General features: G+C 45.7%; 13 protein-coding genes. 4 read left to right on the plus strand and 9 right to left on the minus strand.

Going from position 1 to position 19,340, the window contains the following annotated elements:
* Positions 1–112 precede the first annotated feature (112 nt).
* The 4 genes from F0L74_RS11695 (at position 113) to F0L74_RS11710 (ending at position 4,940) form a co-directional block, all read left to right on the plus strand.
* A complete protein-coding gene (locus F0L74_RS11695; protein ID WP_149838046.1) occupies positions 113–502 on the plus strand; it encodes a hypothetical protein in 390 nt (129 codons plus the stop codon).
* A gap of 10 nt (positions 503–512) precedes the next feature.
* Positions 513–2,513, plus strand: a complete 2,001-nt coding sequence (locus F0L74_RS11700; protein ID WP_149838047.1) for a DUF4132 domain-containing protein — start codon at positions 513–515, stop codon at positions 2,511–2,513.
* The gene (locus F0L74_RS11705; RefSeq protein ID WP_149838048.1) at positions 2,513–2,827 is read left to right on the plus strand and encodes a nucleotidyltransferase family protein; all 315 of its coding nucleotides are present in this window, start codon (positions 2,513–2,515) and stop codon (positions 2,825–2,827) included. The genes F0L74_RS11700 and F0L74_RS11705 overlap by 1 nt, the downstream gene beginning before the upstream one ends.
* 97 nt (positions 2,828–2,924) lie before the next feature.
* On the plus strand, positions 2,925–4,940 hold the full coding sequence (locus F0L74_RS11710; protein ID WP_149838049.1) for a beta-L-arabinofuranosidase domain-containing protein: 2,016 nt from the start codon (positions 2,925–2,927) through the stop codon (positions 4,938–4,940).
* A 9-nt stretch (positions 4,941–4,949) separates the two neighbouring features.
* Here F0L74_RS11710 and F0L74_RS11715 read toward each other — a convergent pair whose 3' ends face one another.
* The 9 genes from F0L74_RS11715 to F0L74_RS11755 all read right to left on the minus strand — a co-directional run bounded on the left by F0L74_RS11715 (position 4,950) and on the right by F0L74_RS11755 (position 19,338).
* Positions 4,950–5,741 carry a hypothetical protein gene (locus tag F0L74_RS11715; RefSeq protein ID WP_149838050.1) on the minus strand — a complete coding sequence of 264 codons (792 nt, stop codon included), beginning with the start codon at positions 5,739–5,741 and terminating at the stop codon, positions 4,950–4,952.
* A 15-nt stretch (positions 5,742–5,756) separates the two neighbouring features.
* Complete coding sequence (locus F0L74_RS11720; protein WP_149838051.1) at positions 5,757–6,815, minus strand: hypothetical protein; 1,059 nt, start codon at positions 6,813–6,815, stop codon at positions 5,757–5,759.
* Between the two features lie 8 nt (positions 6,816–6,823).
* Positions 6,824–7,570: a hypothetical protein gene (locus tag F0L74_RS11725; protein ID WP_149838052.1), complete on the minus strand. Its 747-nt coding sequence runs from the start codon at positions 7,568–7,570 to the stop codon at positions 6,824–6,826.
* 23 nt (positions 7,571–7,593) lie between these two features.
* Complete coding sequence (locus F0L74_RS11730) at positions 7,594–7,872, minus strand: hypothetical protein (RefSeq protein ID WP_149838053.1); 279 nt, start codon at positions 7,870–7,872, stop codon at positions 7,594–7,596.
* A gap of 71 nt (positions 7,873–7,943) precedes the next feature.
* A complete protein-coding gene (locus F0L74_RS11735) occupies positions 7,944–8,174 on the minus strand; it encodes a DUF8617 domain-containing protein (protein ID WP_149838054.1) in 231 nt (76 codons plus the stop codon).
* 650 nt (positions 8,175–8,824) lie between these two features.
* Complete coding sequence (locus F0L74_RS11740) at positions 8,825–9,340, minus strand: SMI1/KNR4 family protein (protein ID WP_213086944.1); 516 nt, start codon at positions 9,338–9,340, stop codon at positions 8,825–8,827.
* Positions 9,318–10,454 (minus strand): RHS repeat-associated core domain-containing protein, encoded by a 1,137-nt coding sequence (locus F0L74_RS11745; protein ID WP_306462924.1) that lies wholly within the window; start codon positions 10,452–10,454, stop codon positions 9,318–9,320. Before F0L74_RS11745 ends, F0L74_RS11740 begins: the two co-directional genes overlap by 23 nt.
* A 239-nt stretch (positions 10,455–10,693) precedes the next feature.
* Positions 10,694–10,990 (minus strand): YrhB domain-containing protein, encoded by a 297-nt coding sequence (locus tag F0L74_RS11750; protein WP_149838057.1) that lies wholly within the window; start codon positions 10,988–10,990, stop codon positions 10,694–10,696.
* Between the two features lie 2 nt (positions 10,991–10,992).
* Positions 10,993–19,338, minus strand: coding sequence for an RHS repeat-associated core domain-containing protein (locus F0L74_RS11755; protein WP_149838058.1), 8,346 nt, complete (start codon positions 19,336–19,338; stop codon positions 10,993–10,995).
* Positions 19,339–19,340: the final 2 nt, after the last annotated feature.

Below are 19,340 nucleotides of genomic sequence, written 5' to 3' on the forward strand. Positions count from 1 at the left end.
CTGTTGTGCTAATCTATAAGGCATAAATATATATCATTATTGTACGGCTATTGAAAATTATATTTAAATTAAAATTTATATTTATAATTACAGTATAAATGTATGCCGACCTATGAAAATTCTCATCAGGGACAAGAGCCTTACCGGCAAAGTGGCCCAGGAATTTGAGCTGGAACTGGAGGCTTCCACTATCACTGTGCGGGAGCTGATCCGCAGCCGGGTACACCAGGAAGTAAACATATTTAACAGTAACCGTTCCGTACCCTATATGGGGCTGGTAGAACCAGGTGCGAAAGAACTGTTGTTAAACCCTGCCCGCTCAAACGGTCTGCGGCAGCAGGATCCCGTTAAGCAGGCGGAGATTGCGCTGAAAGCGTTTGATAACAATGGCTTCCTGCTGCTGGTGGATAATAAGCAATGTACGGATCTTAATGACGAAATTAACCTGCAACCGGATACTACTATTTCCTTTATCAAACTCACACCTTTAGTAGGAGGATAAAATTCATATCATGCGATCTTTAAAAGGATTAACCGTGCCGCCAGGCAGCGAATGGGAGGAACTGTTTACGCTTTTCCTCGCATTAGATAACCATAATATTATGCCGGATAATGAATGGTATCAGGCAGCGCTTGAAAAAATATCCGCCATTGGTAAGGAGGTATATATTGACCATGTGGTAAAATGGGCCAGCAACAAGATGGATGACCACGAAGCTTACAAAGGTCGGATGGATGAATATTGGAACAAACGTTTTGCAGAAAAGCATACCGGGACTATGGGAAGCTCGTTGGAAACTGCCCTGCAGCAACAAGCCACTACGCCTGACTGGGTGAACCAGGTATTTAAGCTGGATTATACTTATGACCACAATGTAAACCCACTGTATACCAATAGCGGTTACTATTTTTATTATACGCTGAGCGGACGCCTGCTACGTGGCATATTGCATACAGCCGCCCTTTTTCCTGATACGGAACTGATGACGATGGTGGATGCCTTTAGCCGCAGTCATCTTCACGAGTGTATGGACGTTATCCATATATACACCAGGACGCTGCCAGCGGATATCACACTGGCCCGCATATTACGGATACAGGGCAAGATAAAAGATAAGCCCCTGCTCAAGAAAATAGAAGCGGTGATCACTAAGCTTGGCAAGTCGATGAACATGAGCAGCGACCAAATGAAGGAGGCTATGGTGCCCGACTTTGGACTGGATCCCCAACATCGCATACTGTTAAGCACGGGTGGTTATTCAGTTGGGCTTGACCTGCTGCAACACAAGCCTGCGGACATCGTCTGGTGGGAAAATGGGCAGAAACTGGCAAAGCCGCCCACCAGCGCAAAGAAGGAAGCGGATGCTGTACTAAAAAAGCTAAAGGCGGACGGGAAGGTGCTGTCTGAACAGCTTAACATCCACAGAAACAGGATAGAGAACGTTTACCGCCAGCCACAAAGCTGGGTATTTACAGCCTGGTTGCCGCTGTATATAACACATCCTCTTATAGGCGCATTAGGGAAACGACTGATCTGGCAGTTCAGCAAACAGGAAATGCAGTATGCTGCCATCTGGACAGCACAGGGTTTCCGCACGGCATCCGGCGAAATACTCAACTGGATGGATGAGGAGACCACCGTGGAACTATGGCATCCCATCCTTGCAGACGCCGCTCATGTATTACAATGGCGTACCTACTTTACCAATAACGAGATACAGCAACCTTTTAAACAGGCTTTCCGTGAGGTATACCTGATCACAGATGCGGAAGAGACCACCGGTACCTATTCCAACCGCTTTGCCAGCCATATCCTTTACAAAGACCAGTTTGCAGCACTCTGTAAGGTAAGGGGATGGACACCCAGCGATATGGAATATACAGGCCCCAATATCAAATTACCAGCATGGGAAATGCAGGCCAATTTTTCCACCAGGGGCATATACCTTGGCGCAGAGAGCAAAGTACGCGGGTCTGCCCATGTTACTACCGATACGGTGATGTTCCTGCGTAAGAAAAAGATCATCTCCCTTAGCGAGGTACCTCCCATCGTGTTCTCTGAGGTTATGCGTGATATTGATCTTTATGTTGGCGTTACCAGTATAGGCAATGATCCCACCTGGCATGACAGGAGCGAGGAAGAAGGCGGCAGGTACTGGCGTAACTATGCCTTTGGCGACTTATCCGTAACGGCAAAGATCAGGGAGGAGGCGCTGCGGAACCTGGTACCCAGGCTACCTATTGCAGACAAATGCCGTTTTGAAGGAAAATTCCTGGTAGTAGATGGTTCTTTCACTACCTATAAGATACATATGGGCAGCGGAAATATCCTCATGGCGCCCAATGATAGCTATCTCTGTATTGTGCCGGACGGAAAGGGTTTTGCCAATAAGGTATTCCTCCCGTTTGAGGGCGATAGCACCTTGTCTATTATCGTCAGCAAAGCCATACTGCTTGCCAATGACAAAAAGATCACGGACTCAACTATTCTTCGCCAGATAAAAAGAAACTGATGCATCCTTATCTTTCAGACAGGCTGCCCGCTATCCGGGAAGCCTGTCTGCAGCACCGGGTGAAAACGCTGTATGTTTTCGGGTCTGTTATTGACGGCCGCTTTCGACCGGGGGAAAGTGATATAGATATGTGGATACAACTAAAGCGGATGGGCAAAGTGGAGCAGGCCCGTACCCTGATGCAGGTATGGCTTTTGCTTCAGCAGATCCTGTCCTGTGAGGTAGATCTGCTACCCAAAAACAGTATCCGCGGCGTTCATTTTAAACGGTACCTGGAACTTTACCAGGTAAAGATCTTTGACAGCGGGGCATAATTGCTCCGCTGTTTTATTTTCTAAAGTTTTGATAGCCAATCTGGGGAAATTTATTATTTTCCGGAACATCTGATCATCTAACGGGAAAAAGAGTGATATGAAACGGTTATCTGCCTGTATTATCTATATTGTACTGAGCCTGCCGGTTTGCCTGGCACAAACAACCTACACCGCGCCGGTATACCAGGAACTGCCGCTGGGCGCTATTAAACCGGAAGGCTGGTTGCGTAACCAGCTACTGATCATGCGCAAAGGTACCTCCGGCCATCTGGACGAGATCTATGCCAAAGTAAAGGATGATAACGGCTGGCTGGGCGGCAAAGGCGATGGCTGGGAAGAAACCCCGTACTGGCTGGATGGCGCACTGCCATTGGCCTATCTGCTGGATGATAAAACACTGCAGGAAAAAGTACTACGTTATGTACATTGGACACTGGCACACCAACGCCCCTCCGGCTATTTTGGGCCCATTACCAAAGCAGAGCGGGAGCAGCAGCAGACCATCGACCCAGCGCATGCCAATGCCGGCGAAGACTGGTGGCCTAAAATGGTGATGTTAAAGGTACTACAGCAATATTACTCCGCCACCGGCGATACCTATGTGATCCGTTTTATGAGCAATTATTTCCGGTACCAGTTAGCCGCTCTAAAAACTGCCCCGCTGGGTAAATGGACCCAATGGGCGGAAGCACGGGGACCAGAAAATATGCTGACGGTACTGTGGCTGTATAATATCACCCATGACGCTTTTCTATTGGACCTGGCGGCACACCTGGAAACACAATCCTTCCCCTGGAGCAGCTGGATGGGCAACCGGGATTGGGTGATCAGCACTACTACCTTCCGCGATAATAATCTATGGATGAACCGCCATGCAGTGAATGTAGCCATGGGTATAAAAGCGCCTGCGGTTAACTACCAGCGTACCGGTGATACGAATTACCTGCGCAGCCTACGTACCGGCTGGCATGACCTGATGACGGTACATGGCTTGCCTATGGGTATTTTTTCCGGTGATGAGGACCTGAATGGGAATCTACCTACACAGGGCGTTGAGCTGTGCGCTGTAGTGGAGGCTATGTTCTCCCTGGAGAATATCATTGCCACCACCGGCGCCGTGCCGTATATGGACGCACTGGAGCGGATTGCGTTTAATGCGCTGCCTACACAGACCACCGATGATTATAATGCCAAACAATATTTCCAGGTCGCTAACCAGGTGCAGATCAGCAGAGGCGTGTTTGAGTTCTCATTGCCGTTTAACCGGGAGATGTGTAATGTGCTGGGCATGCGCAGCGGGTATACCTGCTGCCTGGCTAATATGCACCAGGGCTGGACGAAATTTGCGCAGCATCTGTGGTATGCATCGCCGGAAGGCGGGCTGGCTGCGCTGGCCTATGGACCTTGTAGTTTGCATGTGAAAGCCGGTAAAGATAGCACCCCGGTGACCATTCATGAAACTACCTCCTACCCTTTTGAGGATGTGATACATTTTTCGCTTGCCGCTTCTAAGACAGTTTCGTTTCCCTTACAGCTGCGTATACCTGCCTGGTGTAAAGAAGCGGTTATATTGTTGAATAGTCAGCCATTACAACGCGCCGCCGGCGGACAACTGGTTACACTGGATCGTAGCTGGAAAAACGGCGATAAGCTTGCGTTGCAGCTCCCTATGGAGATCACCACCTCTACCTGGGGCCGGAACTCCCGGGCGGTGGAAAGAGGGCCGCTGGTGTATGCTTTGCGACTGCAGGAGAAATGGGGAAAGGAACATGATGCGGTAGAAGGGGATTATTTTAGCGTGTATCCTGAAGGGGCATGGAATTATGCGTTGCAAAAAGCGGGGGTTGATAAGCCTGGGGAACAGTTGCATTTTAGCGTGGTGAAGCCGGTGGATGATAGTTTTGTATGGAACCTGGCGCATGCGCCGGTGAAGATCACCGCGCCGGCGAAACAGCTGCCGGATTGGAAGGTGGCTAATGGAGTGGCCTATCAGCCGGTGACGGATAGAGAGGGGATTTATAAAGGCAAGGTGGATAGTGCCGTGCACGAGATCACGCTTGTGCCCTATGGGTGCACAAAGGTGAGGGTGGTGGCTTTTCCGGTGGTGAGGTAGGCTTAACTATTATTCTAATGGCAATGTGACGGTTTCTACATCTATCATAGTTTCGTAACTGCCGTCTTCGTCGGCGGTTGGAGATGTTAACAGCAACTGAATGCTATCCCCCCGGGCGCTTAGCTTTGGATAAAGGTTGCCGGCTAGTTCACCGAAACTATATAGCAAGTACCCTCTCGGTTGCTGACTGCTCATGTTAATTAACACGGTATGCATAATTTGCCGGAAATGGCCTTCCGCCAGCCTCGATGATCCCTGCAGCAACAGCCACTGTTTTCCGCCAATAACGAATACCAGGGGCTCGTTATCAAAGTCTATATCATCCTTGCTATTGATTACCTTCCCTGTTTCGTCATTATATAGGGTGATTAGTTTGCCGTTGACCGTAATGCTGACAAAGGAGCTGTCGAACCCTTCAAACTCGTTTTCGCGGATACCCACGCCATTAAATGTGTAGGTGACATCGGCGTCTTTATTGCGGAAGGTAGTAGTCCGGCGTACTGTTTGGCTGATGGTATCTTCGTTAAAGCTTGTTGTCATCCGTACCCGTCTTTCTACCGTGGAATCATATTTGTATGTTTTATACAGGTAGGTAAAGAATAGCGCGGTATCTATTGTGGCAACGTCTGCTTTCGGCCGCTGCTTTTTCTCTTGTGCTACCGGCGTTACGGTGGTTACATCACCGCTGGCGGCAGACGGCAGCCGAAGACTATCCGCCATGGCCCTGTTATCTTTATGTTGCGGCGCGCAGGATGCCAGCAGGCAAATGACCGGCGCCAGAATTGTCAATATGTATTTCATACTTTATTTATTAAATTATCCTGCCAGTACAATCTGGTATAACTCAATTTTTCCATGTCCGTTTTTCCTGAAATAAAAAACGAGATCAGACTCAGATTCCAGTTCTCCGTCTTGATTATAATCCCTAACCTCATAGGAAATGGTGTGCTCGTGCACATCAACCCGTTTCCTTCCGGCGAAAAATTCCTTTACATCATCCTTTGTTAAAAAGTCGTTAAGCCTGGTCTTGAGAATACGGCCATCTGCTATACCGGCAGTATCTCCGCCCTCCGCTGTTCTTAACAGAAAAGGAAAACCACAATGATCCAGGATCGCGTCAGCATTCTTAGATTTGAAGAGATCTATGATCTGATTGCTTTCCCGTTGTTCCGGTGACAGGTATTCTTTTAATAATTCCGGCGTCAATGGTTCATCGATCCGTACCTGGTAGGTGACTTGTTTTTGTTGATCCAGTACCAGGAGCAGATAGACCGGGTAACTGCCTACAGGTGTGAATGCCATATGATACAAGTCAAAGAGTAAGCAGTTTTGCCCGTTGTAATTGAAATTCAGCAATGCATTAGGGATTATCATGTCTACATCATCGGTGGCGCCCTCCCAGGGAATATTATTTTCATTGAGTAAAAGTACTGCCTTTTTCTCTTTGATACCGGCCAGCAGGTTATTTGCATTTGCTGGTTTAAGGGTGTCATCAATGATGGTAGTAATATTGCTCAGGAAATATAGCTTGCAGCTGAGATTCTTTAATGAATCTTCTATAAATACTGTTTCCAGTGTGTCATTATAAGGGTATATAAAAGCTTTTAGCTCTTTCTTCGCGTAGCGGGGATCAATCATTGATATAACGGAATCAATGGGCATATGATCCTGTGGTTCATCTATGGATATTGTGTCTTCATATGTTGTGGTATTTTCTACGGTAGACGTTGGTGTTGTTAATGTGGAATCGTTGACTGGAGGTTTTGTTGCCGGTGTACCGGAGAGGATCAACTGTGAAATGTAGAAGTAGGCAGCGATCAAGAGGCTGCCTCCCAGGAAAATGACGATAATTATTCCGGCGACTGCTTTTTTCATAGGTTTTATTATCCCTGATTAAATTTTTCGCACAGGGTTTTCATATACTCAGGTGCGTGTTTTCTGTCCTTATCGTAGTTTTGTATGCGGGATTGTATTTCTCCTTTGTATAACCAAAATACCTCCCCGTTACCGTGGCTTAAAATATTATATTTTTCCATAAATCTGAGGAAGTTTTCTTTGTCGATATCGTAGACGTATAAAGGGAGGTTGGGGTACGGAGCCAGCAAGAACTTTATGTATTGAAAATGGGCGATCGCAGGGCCACTCCAATTGGCGAGGAGGAAGATGACGCCGTTGGCGGGAATGGTTGACGGTTCGTAGATTATGTTGGCAGGGTTTGCTGGCATTTCGTGTGGGGTGTTTTCTATCCCATTTTGATGTTTCAGGCTTTCCCTGCGCTTTATTATCTGATATGCAATGTAGTTTATCAAAAAGCCTAACGCCCCAATTATGATGACTATCGCGCTTCTGTAAGGATAACCGTTTAGAGTTGGCGCTACCCAAATGCTGAAGGCGACTATACTCGCAATAGCAATAAGCAATGTCTTACCAGGGAAAAAGTAAATGAGTGCGTTTGAAATCAGGACAAAGAGTAGATAAATGAAGCAATAATACTCCATTGACACTCCCCATGCCACTCCTCTTGAAGTAACCCAGTCCATTTTATGGGCTACAATGTTTATTAATTCGTAAGAAAAGATAAAGAAGAATACCTGAATAATTGGGAGTAATATGTTGATTTTATATTTCATAGGAATAGTGATGCGCATTTGTATTATCCTATCTGTTCAAATTTGATCTGAGGAACGTGATCCAAGTTTACAATTTCATCTGAAAATAGATAGTTTACCGTGTCGGGGACCTGCATTCTTGATAAATGTATCCCCCGATGGGTTTTAGAGCACCATATCATTCCATAGCCCATTTTAGTATCCTTCAAGACAACAATAAATACTGATTCGATCTTTCCTTCTTCAGAAAAAGGAGAAGGAATGTTCTTTTCACCGCTTAGCACTCTTATGATGATTTTTGTCCAGCGCTTGTCCTTTCTCATTGTTTATCGTTTTACCCCGAAATGTTGACTATCTGACAATCTTCGTCTCTCCCTGTGCTTCTCCCTGCTTACTATTCCTGTATATAACAGATTGGCTCTTTGTCATAACCATTCCAGAAAAACCAAAGCCTGCCGCACTGATCACACTTCAACATTCCTTTCATTTGCATGTACAACACCTCTGCATCTATTGTATCAAAAAATTTGTCATATTCAACGTCCGAAATAAATAACCACTCATTTGGATTAGGTATCTCTCCCATAGGTATGATATTACCAAATCTACAGTTCATCTCAGGCATTATATATTATTTTTCATTAGTAACGAGTCATTCTCTTTTTTTTACACATATACAACATCCGTTTTGGGGGCTTTCTGCGCTATTTTTAAGATGTCCTGTTTATCTTTATCACTCAAACTAAACTTACAATTATAAGTAGAGCCGTTCCTGAAACAGACTGTGTAGGTTTCTTTTTCTAGATCGATTTTATAAGCCAGGCCGATTTTAATTACTATTTTCTGGATCTGCGTGTCGTTAACGCTAGTTTTGGGGTTGCAGGCGAAAAGCATTGTTATCAAAAAAAATCTCGTCACAATAGGCTGATTACCAAGTAACAAAATAAGCCCACTGTCACCTAACGATTTTATTTTCAGTATAATTATATTTATCACAGGTATAAAGCGTTGAATTTTGAGGATAATCAAAATTATGCAATAGCTATGATATAAATAATGTTACAGGATATTCTTTCAATTAATACTATTGCACTATAGTATACACATCAAGACTTACCTTCTCCTCTTCCTGTACAAGTAGTCTAACGTGCTCTGCATATTCCCAGCGTACGTGATTTCTTATATGTTCAAGAAGTAAGGGCAGATCGATTTGCTTATACGTCTCCATTACAAATGTCATTTATGCTACTGTTGCTTAATAAATCTTGACCTTCTTTACTCTTTAAAAAATTTTGGCACTTTCACCATCTGCTTGACCCACCCAAAAACGCGTTGATGCCATTTCAAGTTTACATCTCTAAATGACATTGTTAATTCTTGTTCTAAGAAATCAATGAATCTGCTGTACCGGATCTCAACACTTTTCATCCCCTCACCCTCCCCAAAATAATATACAGGCAAGTGTTCATTCTCATCCAATAGAAAAAAAGCCATCTGATACCCCTGATGTAACCAAAAGACAAAAGCATTATCCGGCAACGGCTGTAATGAATTATCTCTGATCAATTCTTTTGCGTACTGCCTCAGAAAAAAAATCTCATCATAAAAGACTGATGATCCAGCCATATATTCTCCCGCACCTTTCCCCATCATTAATAGAAATTCTTTATAAACCGCCGGAAGACTTACTTTGTAAAATTCTTCCACCTTGATCACTTCCTGAGGCGTGCAAGGTTTCAATTGCGTTTTCGTCTTTACAAGTCTAGCTTTAATTTCCTGTAGCTTTTGCACCTTTAAAATCATTAAAAAAGTTAGAAAAGTCTCCATCAGCTGTTCCATTCTTATAAAGATTAATAGGAGACAGCTCCTTGATTTCGAGTTCTAGATCCGGGAACTTAGTCCTAAATTGCTCAAGATTGAGACGACATCCGGGGCACATCGTTCTCTCTGTAACTAACTTCAGTTTTCCTTTTACCGGATCTGGGCCAAATTTTTTTGTAAAATGTTCAAATAGTTTTACTTCTGAATCCCACCCATTGGTTCGAACATTATTCACTCTAAAATTCCTAAAGCTCCTTGATCCGTCTAAAGAAAGTTGTACGCCCTGCGACATATTCTCCCCACTGACTGCAAACTCATAAAATGGCTCACCTTCGACAATTCCCTCCATGTACGCAATATTCCTACCCCTACCAATTGAATTAAATCCTGTACCATTCTTAGAAATACTAGCCTCTCTTATTCCCGATAATCGGGCGATTTCAGACGCATTAGAAGTTATTGGCTTAAAGTTCCATTCCCCACTACCCATATAGATAGTAAATGCAAAAGTTACCGCCTCAGGAGAGGAGACAGCAGAAACGGGATCCCTAATCAACCCAACAGCTCCATTCCAAAGCGATGGTCCAACTACATTCCATTCCTTTTTCAAGTCTTTCAGATATTCACCTTTCCAAGCACTTTCAGCAGACGCCTCGATACCATTCCAAGTGTTAGGAATAAGGTTTAAAAAAGCGATCCCTGCATTATTGGCCGCATTTATATAATCTAATACCGTTCGTTTGCCACTATTAGGAAATGCCTCGAAGCACGGCAATTTCTCAGCCCCATCCAAATCAATATTCCTCAATACATCGTTCTCTGCAAAAGCATATGTACTATTCCATGGATAATTTTTACTGAGGGGATCCACACTCAAAAACCTCCCTACCCTCGGATCATACACCCTCATCCCATAATCCTGCTGGTTCCCCTCTCCCTTCACCTCCCGATCATTCTCCTTCCCATTAAACCCATAACGATACCCACTCTTTCCTATCCCAGCTTTAGTGAACCCATTCAGTCGCTTCTCACGATAACGCCCCCTGCATACAACTCTTCTTAATTGTAATAAATTTATATCCAGAACTCATAATTGCAATCACTACACTCCGTGGGCAACTCCATATCCAGCCATGAATTATTTCAATATTTGCTTCGGGATTTCATTTAAATCCAGTCCACCTTCTATAAGGGAGTTGTATAATAACCTGCCACACTACTTGCTCCACGTATCCTTTCTCATTTATAGCAACTTCAAAACATTTCATTTAAAGATGTACTTTCGATAGCTCCTTACCCTAACCTAAGTTTAAAGAGCCTAATTCAATCTTTCAATCCCATCAGTTTAATATATTCCTCAATATAATAGCCTGGTTTTCTTGCAGTTCCTAGTTTAAAAATACTACCATCAAATTTATTTACTACTATGGGGCCATTCCCTCCTAGCAAATGCATTTCATCCCCCGTCTCCAAGTACTTTTTATTTTGATAAAAAAAAATCCATCCATATTCAAACTCCTTAATTGCATCTGTCAACAATACAAATTCATATTTCGACTTCTCAGATTTAGATTTTAAATATTCGTCTGCAATTTTTATTGCATCTTCTCTTGTTATCATAATTAGCGATTTGTAGTTCTAAAAAACAGCGCATCATACCCCTCTCTTTGCATTAAATTTTTAGTATCTATAACCTGTTTATTGGGCTTTTGTTGAAAATCCAGAAATTTGATCTTCCCTTTTTCGTTTACAACATTGAAAAAATGCCCATCCACGGGAAGCCCGTCAATATTTGCTCTGTGCCCAAAAATAACTCCTGTTGCACCATCGCCAGCCTGCTTCATAAGAGTTTCAATCTCCTTCAGCTTTTCATGGCGCGTTGGCACCTTTAATGGAGAAAACCACATAAAAAAATCTTCGGCGGTCATAGGTTCATGATTTAATGCTATTGCCGGCCTTCCATTCAAAGTTGCATCACCGGCTATTGTACATCCTGCACAATTACTTTCACCCCCAAATCTATTTATATTATATCCACGTCCCCTTCCTCTAAGCATTCTGCCCCTACTGTTTACAAAAATCCCACCGGTACGATTTTCATCAAATTGCTCAAGAGCAGCTTGAGTCCTTTTAGCTCTCAGATCACGCACTTCGTCCTCAAACCGTGGCACCCATTTTCCGCCAATCAGCACATTGTTCAATAAATACTCTTCTCTTCTATGCTCTTCGGCCTGTTTAATTTGCTCTATAGTACTTAGCGGATTTTCTTCATAAGCAGCTCCCGCCGGGCTTACTCCATATCTTGTATACGGAGCCATAGGCATAGGTGTACGTAAGCCTCCTATAATCGGTCTCATAACTGGGGCTGCTTCTCCTTCAGCAACTGGTAGCGCCTCAAGTCCATCTAAATCTATAGCATCTATCGGCCGGTTACTAGCAAACTGATAAGGCGTCAACTCTGGATATTTCGCTGTTATCGGATCCACACTCAAAAATCTCCCCACTCTCGGATCATACACCCGCATCCCATAATCCTGCTCATTTCCCTCTCCCTTCACCTCCCCATCATTCTCCTTCCCATTAAACCCATACCTATACCCGCTCAGCGCCTCACTATTTCCTCCGCCTACTCCTCCACTCTCACTCACATATCCCCCGTCCGCAATCCTCGCATCAAACCTATCATCCCCTCCACTATTAAACCCTTCCGTAAAACTAATCCTCTCCGCTGCTACATACTCTCCCGGCTGGTTCCCACTCCTGTTATTAACAGTCAACGACTCCGGCACACTATACCCATTCACCACACTATTCCCGGAAGACCAACCACCGGCTATTTTATGACCATTCCTGCCCGGCATCAACATCCCGAACGGATAATAATCCTGCGCGGAAGCAATCTTCGCCTCGTAGTGATCCACCGTACTCCCATCAACACTCACGCCCTTCTTCACATCCAACACCGTCACCAGCACATTGCCCAGATGGTTGCTTAATTCAAAGATCTTATTACCGCGCGTAAATGTAATATTTATTCCGGTTCCCAGTCCTGGCATATTTGTGGTAACAGGCAGCACCGTATGCTGTATATTAGTATATAAAGTACTCATACCCAACCTACTACTACCATACAGGTTCGTTTCCGTTTGGGTAAGGTCCCCATTATTAACAGTAGCGTCGCCAACGGTATATACGCTCATGATATTACCACTGGCATCCCGTACGTACCAGGTCTGCTTACCATTTACATTTTTACTGATCCGGTTACCGGTCACATCATACGTATAGTAGATGTTAGTGCCATTGGATTTATGGATACTCTGGATCTTGCCATATACTGTCCATTTAATGGAATCAATGCCCTCCTTAGTATCCCGGATAAGATTCCCGATAGAATCATAGGCATAGTTACCCCCCAATTGACTATCAATATCGTTGTCATACGCCATAGAATCAACCTTATCCTCAATATGATCCAGCTGATTTCTGTCAGATATGTATGCATAGCTAAGGCTATCCATCCCAAGCGGCTTTCCGGCGAATGTCTGGTTACCATTCCGCAGGTAACTGAGTATGTTACCGTTAGCATCGTAGGTAACCCTCTCCTTAAAATCCTCCAGCAGGGAGGGCATCCAGGTATTGGTAGTCTTATTCAGATTACGCAGGGCGTTCATCGCCGTCAGCCTGTTCAGTACATCATAGTTGTAAGCATAGAGCATCGGCTCGCCCAGGGTGGGTAAATGTACGCTCATGGCTGCGATGTTACCGTTAAATAGCGGCCGGAAATTGCTACCGGCATCCACGCCCTCTGCAAAGGGTTTAACAGAACTCTTAATGGGGTTATAGTCCCGGTTACCAAAGTAGTGCAAGGCAAAGCCAAAAGCATCTTTAGCAACGATACTACCACTGGCGCCATCACCGCTCATATCGAAGCCGGGTGTAAGGGCGGTGCTATTCACCCCTTTAAGCCAGCCCTGGAGAGTGTAAGCATAGTCCAGTCCCTGTACCTGCTGCTGTCCCAGTACGGCCCGGGCTAAGGGCCCGTGCTTATAATACTGGTAAAAGGCATCATTTTCCCAATAGATGCTATCATGGCTGGTTTCTACGTTGGTGAGCCTGTTCTCGGCATCATAGCTATAGCGGTGATAAAACGCATCCGGCTCCCCAGGCTGGTAAGCCACTTCGTTTACCTTACCGCTGATCAGATCATAGCGGTATACCATCTTACGCCAGCGGTTACCGGCCGCCTGTAAGGGACTTTTCCTGAAATCCTGCACCAGGGTATCCACATTACCATGGATATCATAACTATAGAAAGTACCCGCTGCATATTTATTGCTATCCAGATCAGTTTTTGTATTGTAGACGGCCGACCAGGACACGCGGTTACGGACATTAGCAGCCAATAGAATATGACCTTCCTCCGCTCCTTCGAGTGGCGTATAGGGCTTGTCATAAGTGGTACGGGTGATCTGTGCTTTGGTGTTTTCGGCGTGCGCAATCCAGCTGGTCAAGGCGTTATCATTACGGCTGATGTCATCACTCATCGTCTCGCCGCTGGAGATCTCCCCAACTTCTATAATACGGCCCAGCGGATCATACAGCGTATAACTGTAAGCCTTCAACGGCGCCTGCCTCGCATTCTGTGAAACAGCCAGTCTTCCCAGGCGGTCATACCAGAACCGGCTCTGGCCGGCATCCGGTGTCTGTTGGGCAATTACCAGGTTCAGCGTGTTATAATGATACTCCGTAGCCATGGTATGCTCCGGTACTTTTGACTGCCCGGCGGCTCGCGCGTTTTTCACCGCATCCAGCCAGGGTTGCGTACGGTTCACGACTACACCGGCCGGCGGGATGGTCTTGATCAGGTTACCTGCCTGGTCATAATAATATAAGGTGTAATGATACTCGCTGGCATTGTATTTCACCTTAAAGTCTTCCAAGGTAGCCGCCTGCAGGGCGGTGTTTATATAAGCACTGTCAAAACTGTTACGTATAGAATCTTTGTAAGCTTTATACAATTCGGTACCGGTGCTGATAGCGAAGAACTCGTTATCCGAGCAATTATTGATGCTTTCTGTTACCGGACCAAAAAGCGGCGTTGCTTTATCACAGAGCAAAGGACCATTATAAGTGGGATATGTATCGGCGGGGCTGCAGATACCTGCACCGGCGCCACATACAGACATGTAAAGCGCCTCGAGGCTTTGAGGAGTGAATGCCGAATGTGGCAGTTGCTCGTTCATATACGCTACAAATTCCTCGCAACGGCTGGCTTTGTAGATTACCTTTAAAACAGGCGCTACATTAGATGGAGCGGCAGCGCCATTAGACCAGAGCGTCATCCCTCTGTATACATTATTCAACGAATCTTCGTTGAGGCGGAAGATCAACCCGTTATAATTACCCCGGAGGTAATCCATATATAAGTCCTTTGCCAACCCGGTACAAGGTTGGTCAGGATAACTGTTGGTACGGTATCCCTCCTGCAATGGCGGCAATGCTAACCTGTTAGCCGCCGTAGTAGCAGGCTGGCTACTCCACGTTGTTACATTTTCGATAACCGGCCCCAATGCCCGTTCAAAAACTCCATAAGTGTTGTCATATCCAATCGCCTTATATTCAGAACCATACCCAAGATAAAAGTCAATGTCATCCGGTTTGCCAGTTAAGGTTAATGACGCGTTTGTAATAACGGCATCCTTTGCCAGCTTAGCAAAACTAAAGGTGATATTATCCCGTAAACGGTACCACCTGGTATCCGTCCATACAACTGCAGCTAAAGCAGCCTGTGAGCGAAATGCTGGTTGCTCAGTAGAATCATCTTCGAAAACCCTGAGGTGCAGCACATCAACTACCGGTATATTCCTGTTCACCGTCACTGTGTCGCCCATGGATGCAGGGTATAATTGCAGGAACTGTTGCTTTAAAGTCTGCAACTGATCACATGTAGTCCCTATCTGGGCTGCCTGTGAAGATAATACACGGGCAAAGGTGGGATTTGACTGCTGCTCGCATTGTTTACGAAAATCCAGGTATTCCCATGCCTGTTTATTGAAACCCAGCCGGTTGTTCATAAAATTGGCGAACAAGGTGTTTTTCTTCGCCTGGGTTTCATCTGTTTCTTCTATTGCCGGCAAATTGCCGGGATAGGTAGTACTGAATAAGTTATACAAGCTGTCTACCGTCTGACAGGTTACACAGATATCTCCCGTATAACACTGCAATGCCGGCGGGATGGTAATGGGTTGGGGAAAATAGCCACAAGTACTATTGCCGTTGCAGGCCGTCATTAGCTGGTTTAACTCGTCATCAGACATGGTTATACGCCTGGTACGGAAAAGGTATGCCGCAAAACTGGTATCCGCGGCTGTTGCATTTGCCCGGTACTCGCCATTCAATTTAGTCAGCTTGGTACATTCACAGTCCGCCGGTTTGCCGTACAAGGTTTTATTAACAAAGGCGGATTGTTTATCATATGGCTTAGGCGCCGTGATCATCTCCCCATTACATACCAGTGGGTTGGCGGAATGCTGACTATTATATTCATTCAGCACATCTGCAAAGCTCTTATACTCATTGGTACTTCCCGGCTTTACCGTACTGGATCCATAAGGATGGTCAATATCTGACCCTTCTTTACAAACCTGGATCAGTTTAGCCTTTATATCTCTCCAGGCATCAGAATTGTACTGGCACGGCGCTACCTGCTGCAACCAGTACTCTGCATAAGCAGCACAAGTGCTATCATAGGATTGCTGTAGGGCCACATTGGCGGCATTTTGAGCAGCGGTACCGTCACTGTTATTCATGTAGCCTATTCCCTGCTGGTTCAACAATTCTATTGTATTGTTAAAATGCGGTTGCTTACCTGCTGCAGTCAGATCGGAGGCTTTAGGCCCCGGACAGGACTGCTGAATTAGACCGTTGATGATATCCCGCTTTGCCTGCAGGTACATTTCACGGAAAGTCCGCCAGGCCATATCCAGCTCACCCTCACACAGGGAGGTTTCATCAAAGGCTGTTCCCGCAATGCTGTATTGACTGGCACAGGCTGTTTCAGATTGTTTACATTTTATAGCGATCACCGCCAGGCTCCATATGGAATAACCATTCTGCTGATAGTTACTCAGCTTCTCTTCCAGCTTGGCTTGCAAATCCGCGCTCTCCAGCGCCAGGGAATCTTCATTTTCCGGCACCGCATGATACGCGGTAAATGGAGCGATAAGCGTATTAGCAGTGGGGTTCAGATATCCTTTTTCCTTTGCCTCAGCGTAGGTATCCACCGCGCCAAATAGCTTATCCCAATTATAACTGCTGTTATGTTTTTCCATCTCCAACAACTTACAATACTCAGGATGAAGCGGCAGCAGGGTTTCTGCCCAGGAAGACTTGAAGTTGGCGGAAAACCGGTCCTTTTCCAGGTTCTGCGGCGCGATTTCGGCATTCGTAATATCATCGTGCACATGGTCCGGGTTGCCCAACTCATCCTTGTATAACAGATACGGGCGCTGGTAGGGGGGCAAGGTATCTGTTCCGGATGTATAGAACACAGACCAGGTATCCAGTTCATTATCAATATTGGCATACTGGCCGGAGGGAGGTGTTACATCCATCAGCATGGCTTTACGGAGGTCCTCTGCCTCGGTTACCTTATTACACAAAGCATCACAATTCTCCTGGGCCTCCCGGTAGGCTAATTGTATCCGTGAATCGGAAGGAATGTCACCGTCGCCGAGAGCATTGATATAACGCGACCGGAACTCATCCAATGTACCTAAACCATCTAAACAGGACTGGCAGGTAGGCACACATTGCATATTTGCCACCAATAAACGCTGCTGCTGTATAAAGTCGTCCAATGTTCTGCAAAGATTGGACGGTAGAAATATGCTATCCCGGTAATAATCCAGCCCTTCCTGGCTGATCGTGAGCCGCTTGGTAATTTCATAGTTTCCTTTTTTCAGGTTCACTACAAAAGTCGTATCAAAGGAAGGAAGCGCGTCGTTACAAGCGCCCAGCTGGATATTTCCCCGTTTATAATTGTACACCACTTTTCTTACCGGTTTTCCGTCCAGCACGAGGTTATAGCTATCATCTGTAATAGTTATCTCCAGGTCATACAGCGCAGGGTAACAAATGATGCTGCCATCCGGTGCGCAGCTTTGTTTTTGCAGCACCGGCGGCGTAAGGGAATAGGAGAACTCGTAATCCGATGGTATAGCCACCACCTGGGATTGCCGGCTTTCCATCACCATTTCTTTTACCACATTGCTTCCTGGCTTTGACAGCACATCCATAGTGCTATACACGCTGTAGGAAGGTAGTGCATCCAGACTAGCGCTATCCGGCAAGCCGGCCAGCGCGGTCGCAATGGTACGGCCGTGCATATCCACATAACTTATGGAGTATTGCCCATTGGCATCCCGGACCATATTTTTGAAATAATGGGTCTTATCCCCTGCTTCTGTTCCAAATAAAGCGTCCAGGTCATTATCACCGGGACTGCCATAATAATATTTGGTTTCATGGTTGCTACCCAGTTTATATACCGGGCCTACTCCTCCCTGCCTGCTGATCCTGCCTGTATTATCCTGAGTATAGGAAGTTTCTGTAAAGGGATAGCCCTGGGCGTCGGGGATGAAACGGTTAATACCATTGTCCCTTTCAGGATTGTTAGGAGAGTAGTAGCGGCTGGCGCCGCTGTCTGCAGACATCTCCGCTGCGCTGGCCGTCAGAAATTCAGTGGAATCGAGCATATGATCATACCCGTCCTTATCGTATTCTCCTCCATTCACGGCCGTATTGAAATTCCGGCTGTACTTAATGATCGTATTGATGGTAGGCGCAGGCAGTACCTGTATAACAGGCCGGCCCTGGTAATCATAATAAGACTCTCCCACAACCGTAGTGCCGGTTGTGTTATCTTTTGTGACCATTTGGCGGCTGCGCAGGCTGCCATCAAAATATTGTACTACTGCTTTGCGTTTGCCGTCTTCGGCATAACTGACATCGGACTGCCAGTTTAAACGGCGCTGGTGCCCAGTGAAGATATAACTACCCAGCCCATCCGGAAAATCTGAGCTCCAGATAGTTTCTATCCGCTGGTTGTTACCATTATCTATTATCGCGCGTACGCGCATATACAGGATACCGCCATTATCGTATAACAATGGTATAGCGTAGGCATTATCCTTAACTGTTACCCGGCTAGCATTATTATCAAATATCAATGCTGCATTGGGATGTGTGCCATATTTTTTCAAGGCACTGGAATCTATATAAGCCCATTCCAGGTCGTATTCATCAGCGCCTATAGCATTATCCCAGGTTACCCGCAGCTCGTCCGTCGAATCCGTATTGGCGGCAACATCCAGAGTGATCTTATGCACAGCGTCGTCTATACAGGAGAGTTTATACGCCGGCTGGGCCTGCAGTTCGTTCTCCAATACAAGCGCCGGGATAACGCCGGAGATGGAAGTAGTAATATCCAGTACTTTCACGGTTACCTCGTGCGCATCCCGGAACACAAAGCTGCTCCTTACCGCATATGCCTTTGCCGTATCATAATTGATCTCGAGCACTTTTTCCGTAACAGAATCGATCGTATGGTCGCGGGTTGTATAAATAACCCGGATCCTGGCGGTGGCGGTGAACTGCGCGGGCAGGTATACGGGCGCATATTCGTTGATCTTAAAAGTAACAATGTTAGTCACCTTATACGGGGTATCCAGCTTGTTTTGCAGCGTTGCGCTAAAATAAGCCGTATCCTGAATGGTGATAGCAGCGTCCTTTACAAGCTGTCCTTTACCGCCGTCCAGCACCTTTTTAAAGATACTGCTCCCCGTTTGGGCCCACGCGCTGTTGGTAAAGGCCAGCAGGACGAACAGCACTATATATTGCCCTATTTTCTTTTGTTTATGCAGGTAATGCATCATATCCTTGAGATTGGGAAATCCTGTTAACATTT

This window comes from Chitinophaga agrisoli (assembly GCF_008386695.1).
GTDB classification, from domain to species: Bacteria; Bacteroidota; Bacteroidia; order Chitinophagales; family Chitinophagaceae; genus Chitinophaga; species Chitinophaga agrisoli.

Bases quoted from the DNA above. Each gene is read 5' to 3' on its own strand.
- F0L74_RS11725 (WP_149838052.1), bottom strand. From the start codon at position 7,570: ATGAAATATAAAATCAACATATTACTCCCAATTATTCAGGTATTCTTC.
- F0L74_RS11715 (WP_149838050.1), bottom strand. From the start codon at position 5,741: ATGAAATACATATTGACAATTCTGGCGCCGGTCATTTGCCTGCTGGCA.
- F0L74_RS11720 (WP_149838051.1), bottom strand. From the start codon at position 6,815: ATGAAAAAAGCAGTCGCCGGAATAATTATCGTCATTTTCCTGGGAGGC.
- F0L74_RS11695 (WP_149838046.1), top strand. From the start codon at position 113: ATGAAAATTCTCATCAGGGACAAGAGCCTTACCGGCAAAGTGGCCCAG.
- F0L74_RS11730 (WP_149838053.1), bottom strand. From the start codon at position 7,872: ATGAGAAAGGACAAGCGCTGGACAAAAATCATCATAAGAGTGCTAAGC.
- F0L74_RS11705 (WP_149838048.1), top strand. From the start codon at position 2,513: ATGCATCCTTATCTTTCAGACAGGCTGCCCGCTATCCGGGAAGCCTGT.
- F0L74_RS11755 (WP_149838058.1), bottom strand. From the start codon at position 19,338: ATGTTAACAGGATTTCCCAATCTCAAGGATATGATGCATTACCTGCAT.
- F0L74_RS11700 (WP_149838047.1), top strand. From the start codon at position 513: ATGCGATCTTTAAAAGGATTAACCGTGCCGCCAGGCAGCGAATGGGAG.
- F0L74_RS11735 (WP_149838054.1), bottom strand. From the start codon at position 8,174: ATGCCTGAGATGAACTGTAGATTTGGTAATATCATACCTATGGGAGAG.
- F0L74_RS11750 (WP_149838057.1), bottom strand. From the start codon at position 10,990: ATGATAACAAGAGAAGATGCAATAAAAATTGCAGACGAATATTTAAAA.
- F0L74_RS11710 (WP_149838049.1), top strand. From the start codon at position 2,925: ATGAAACGGTTATCTGCCTGTATTATCTATATTGTACTGAGCCTGCCG.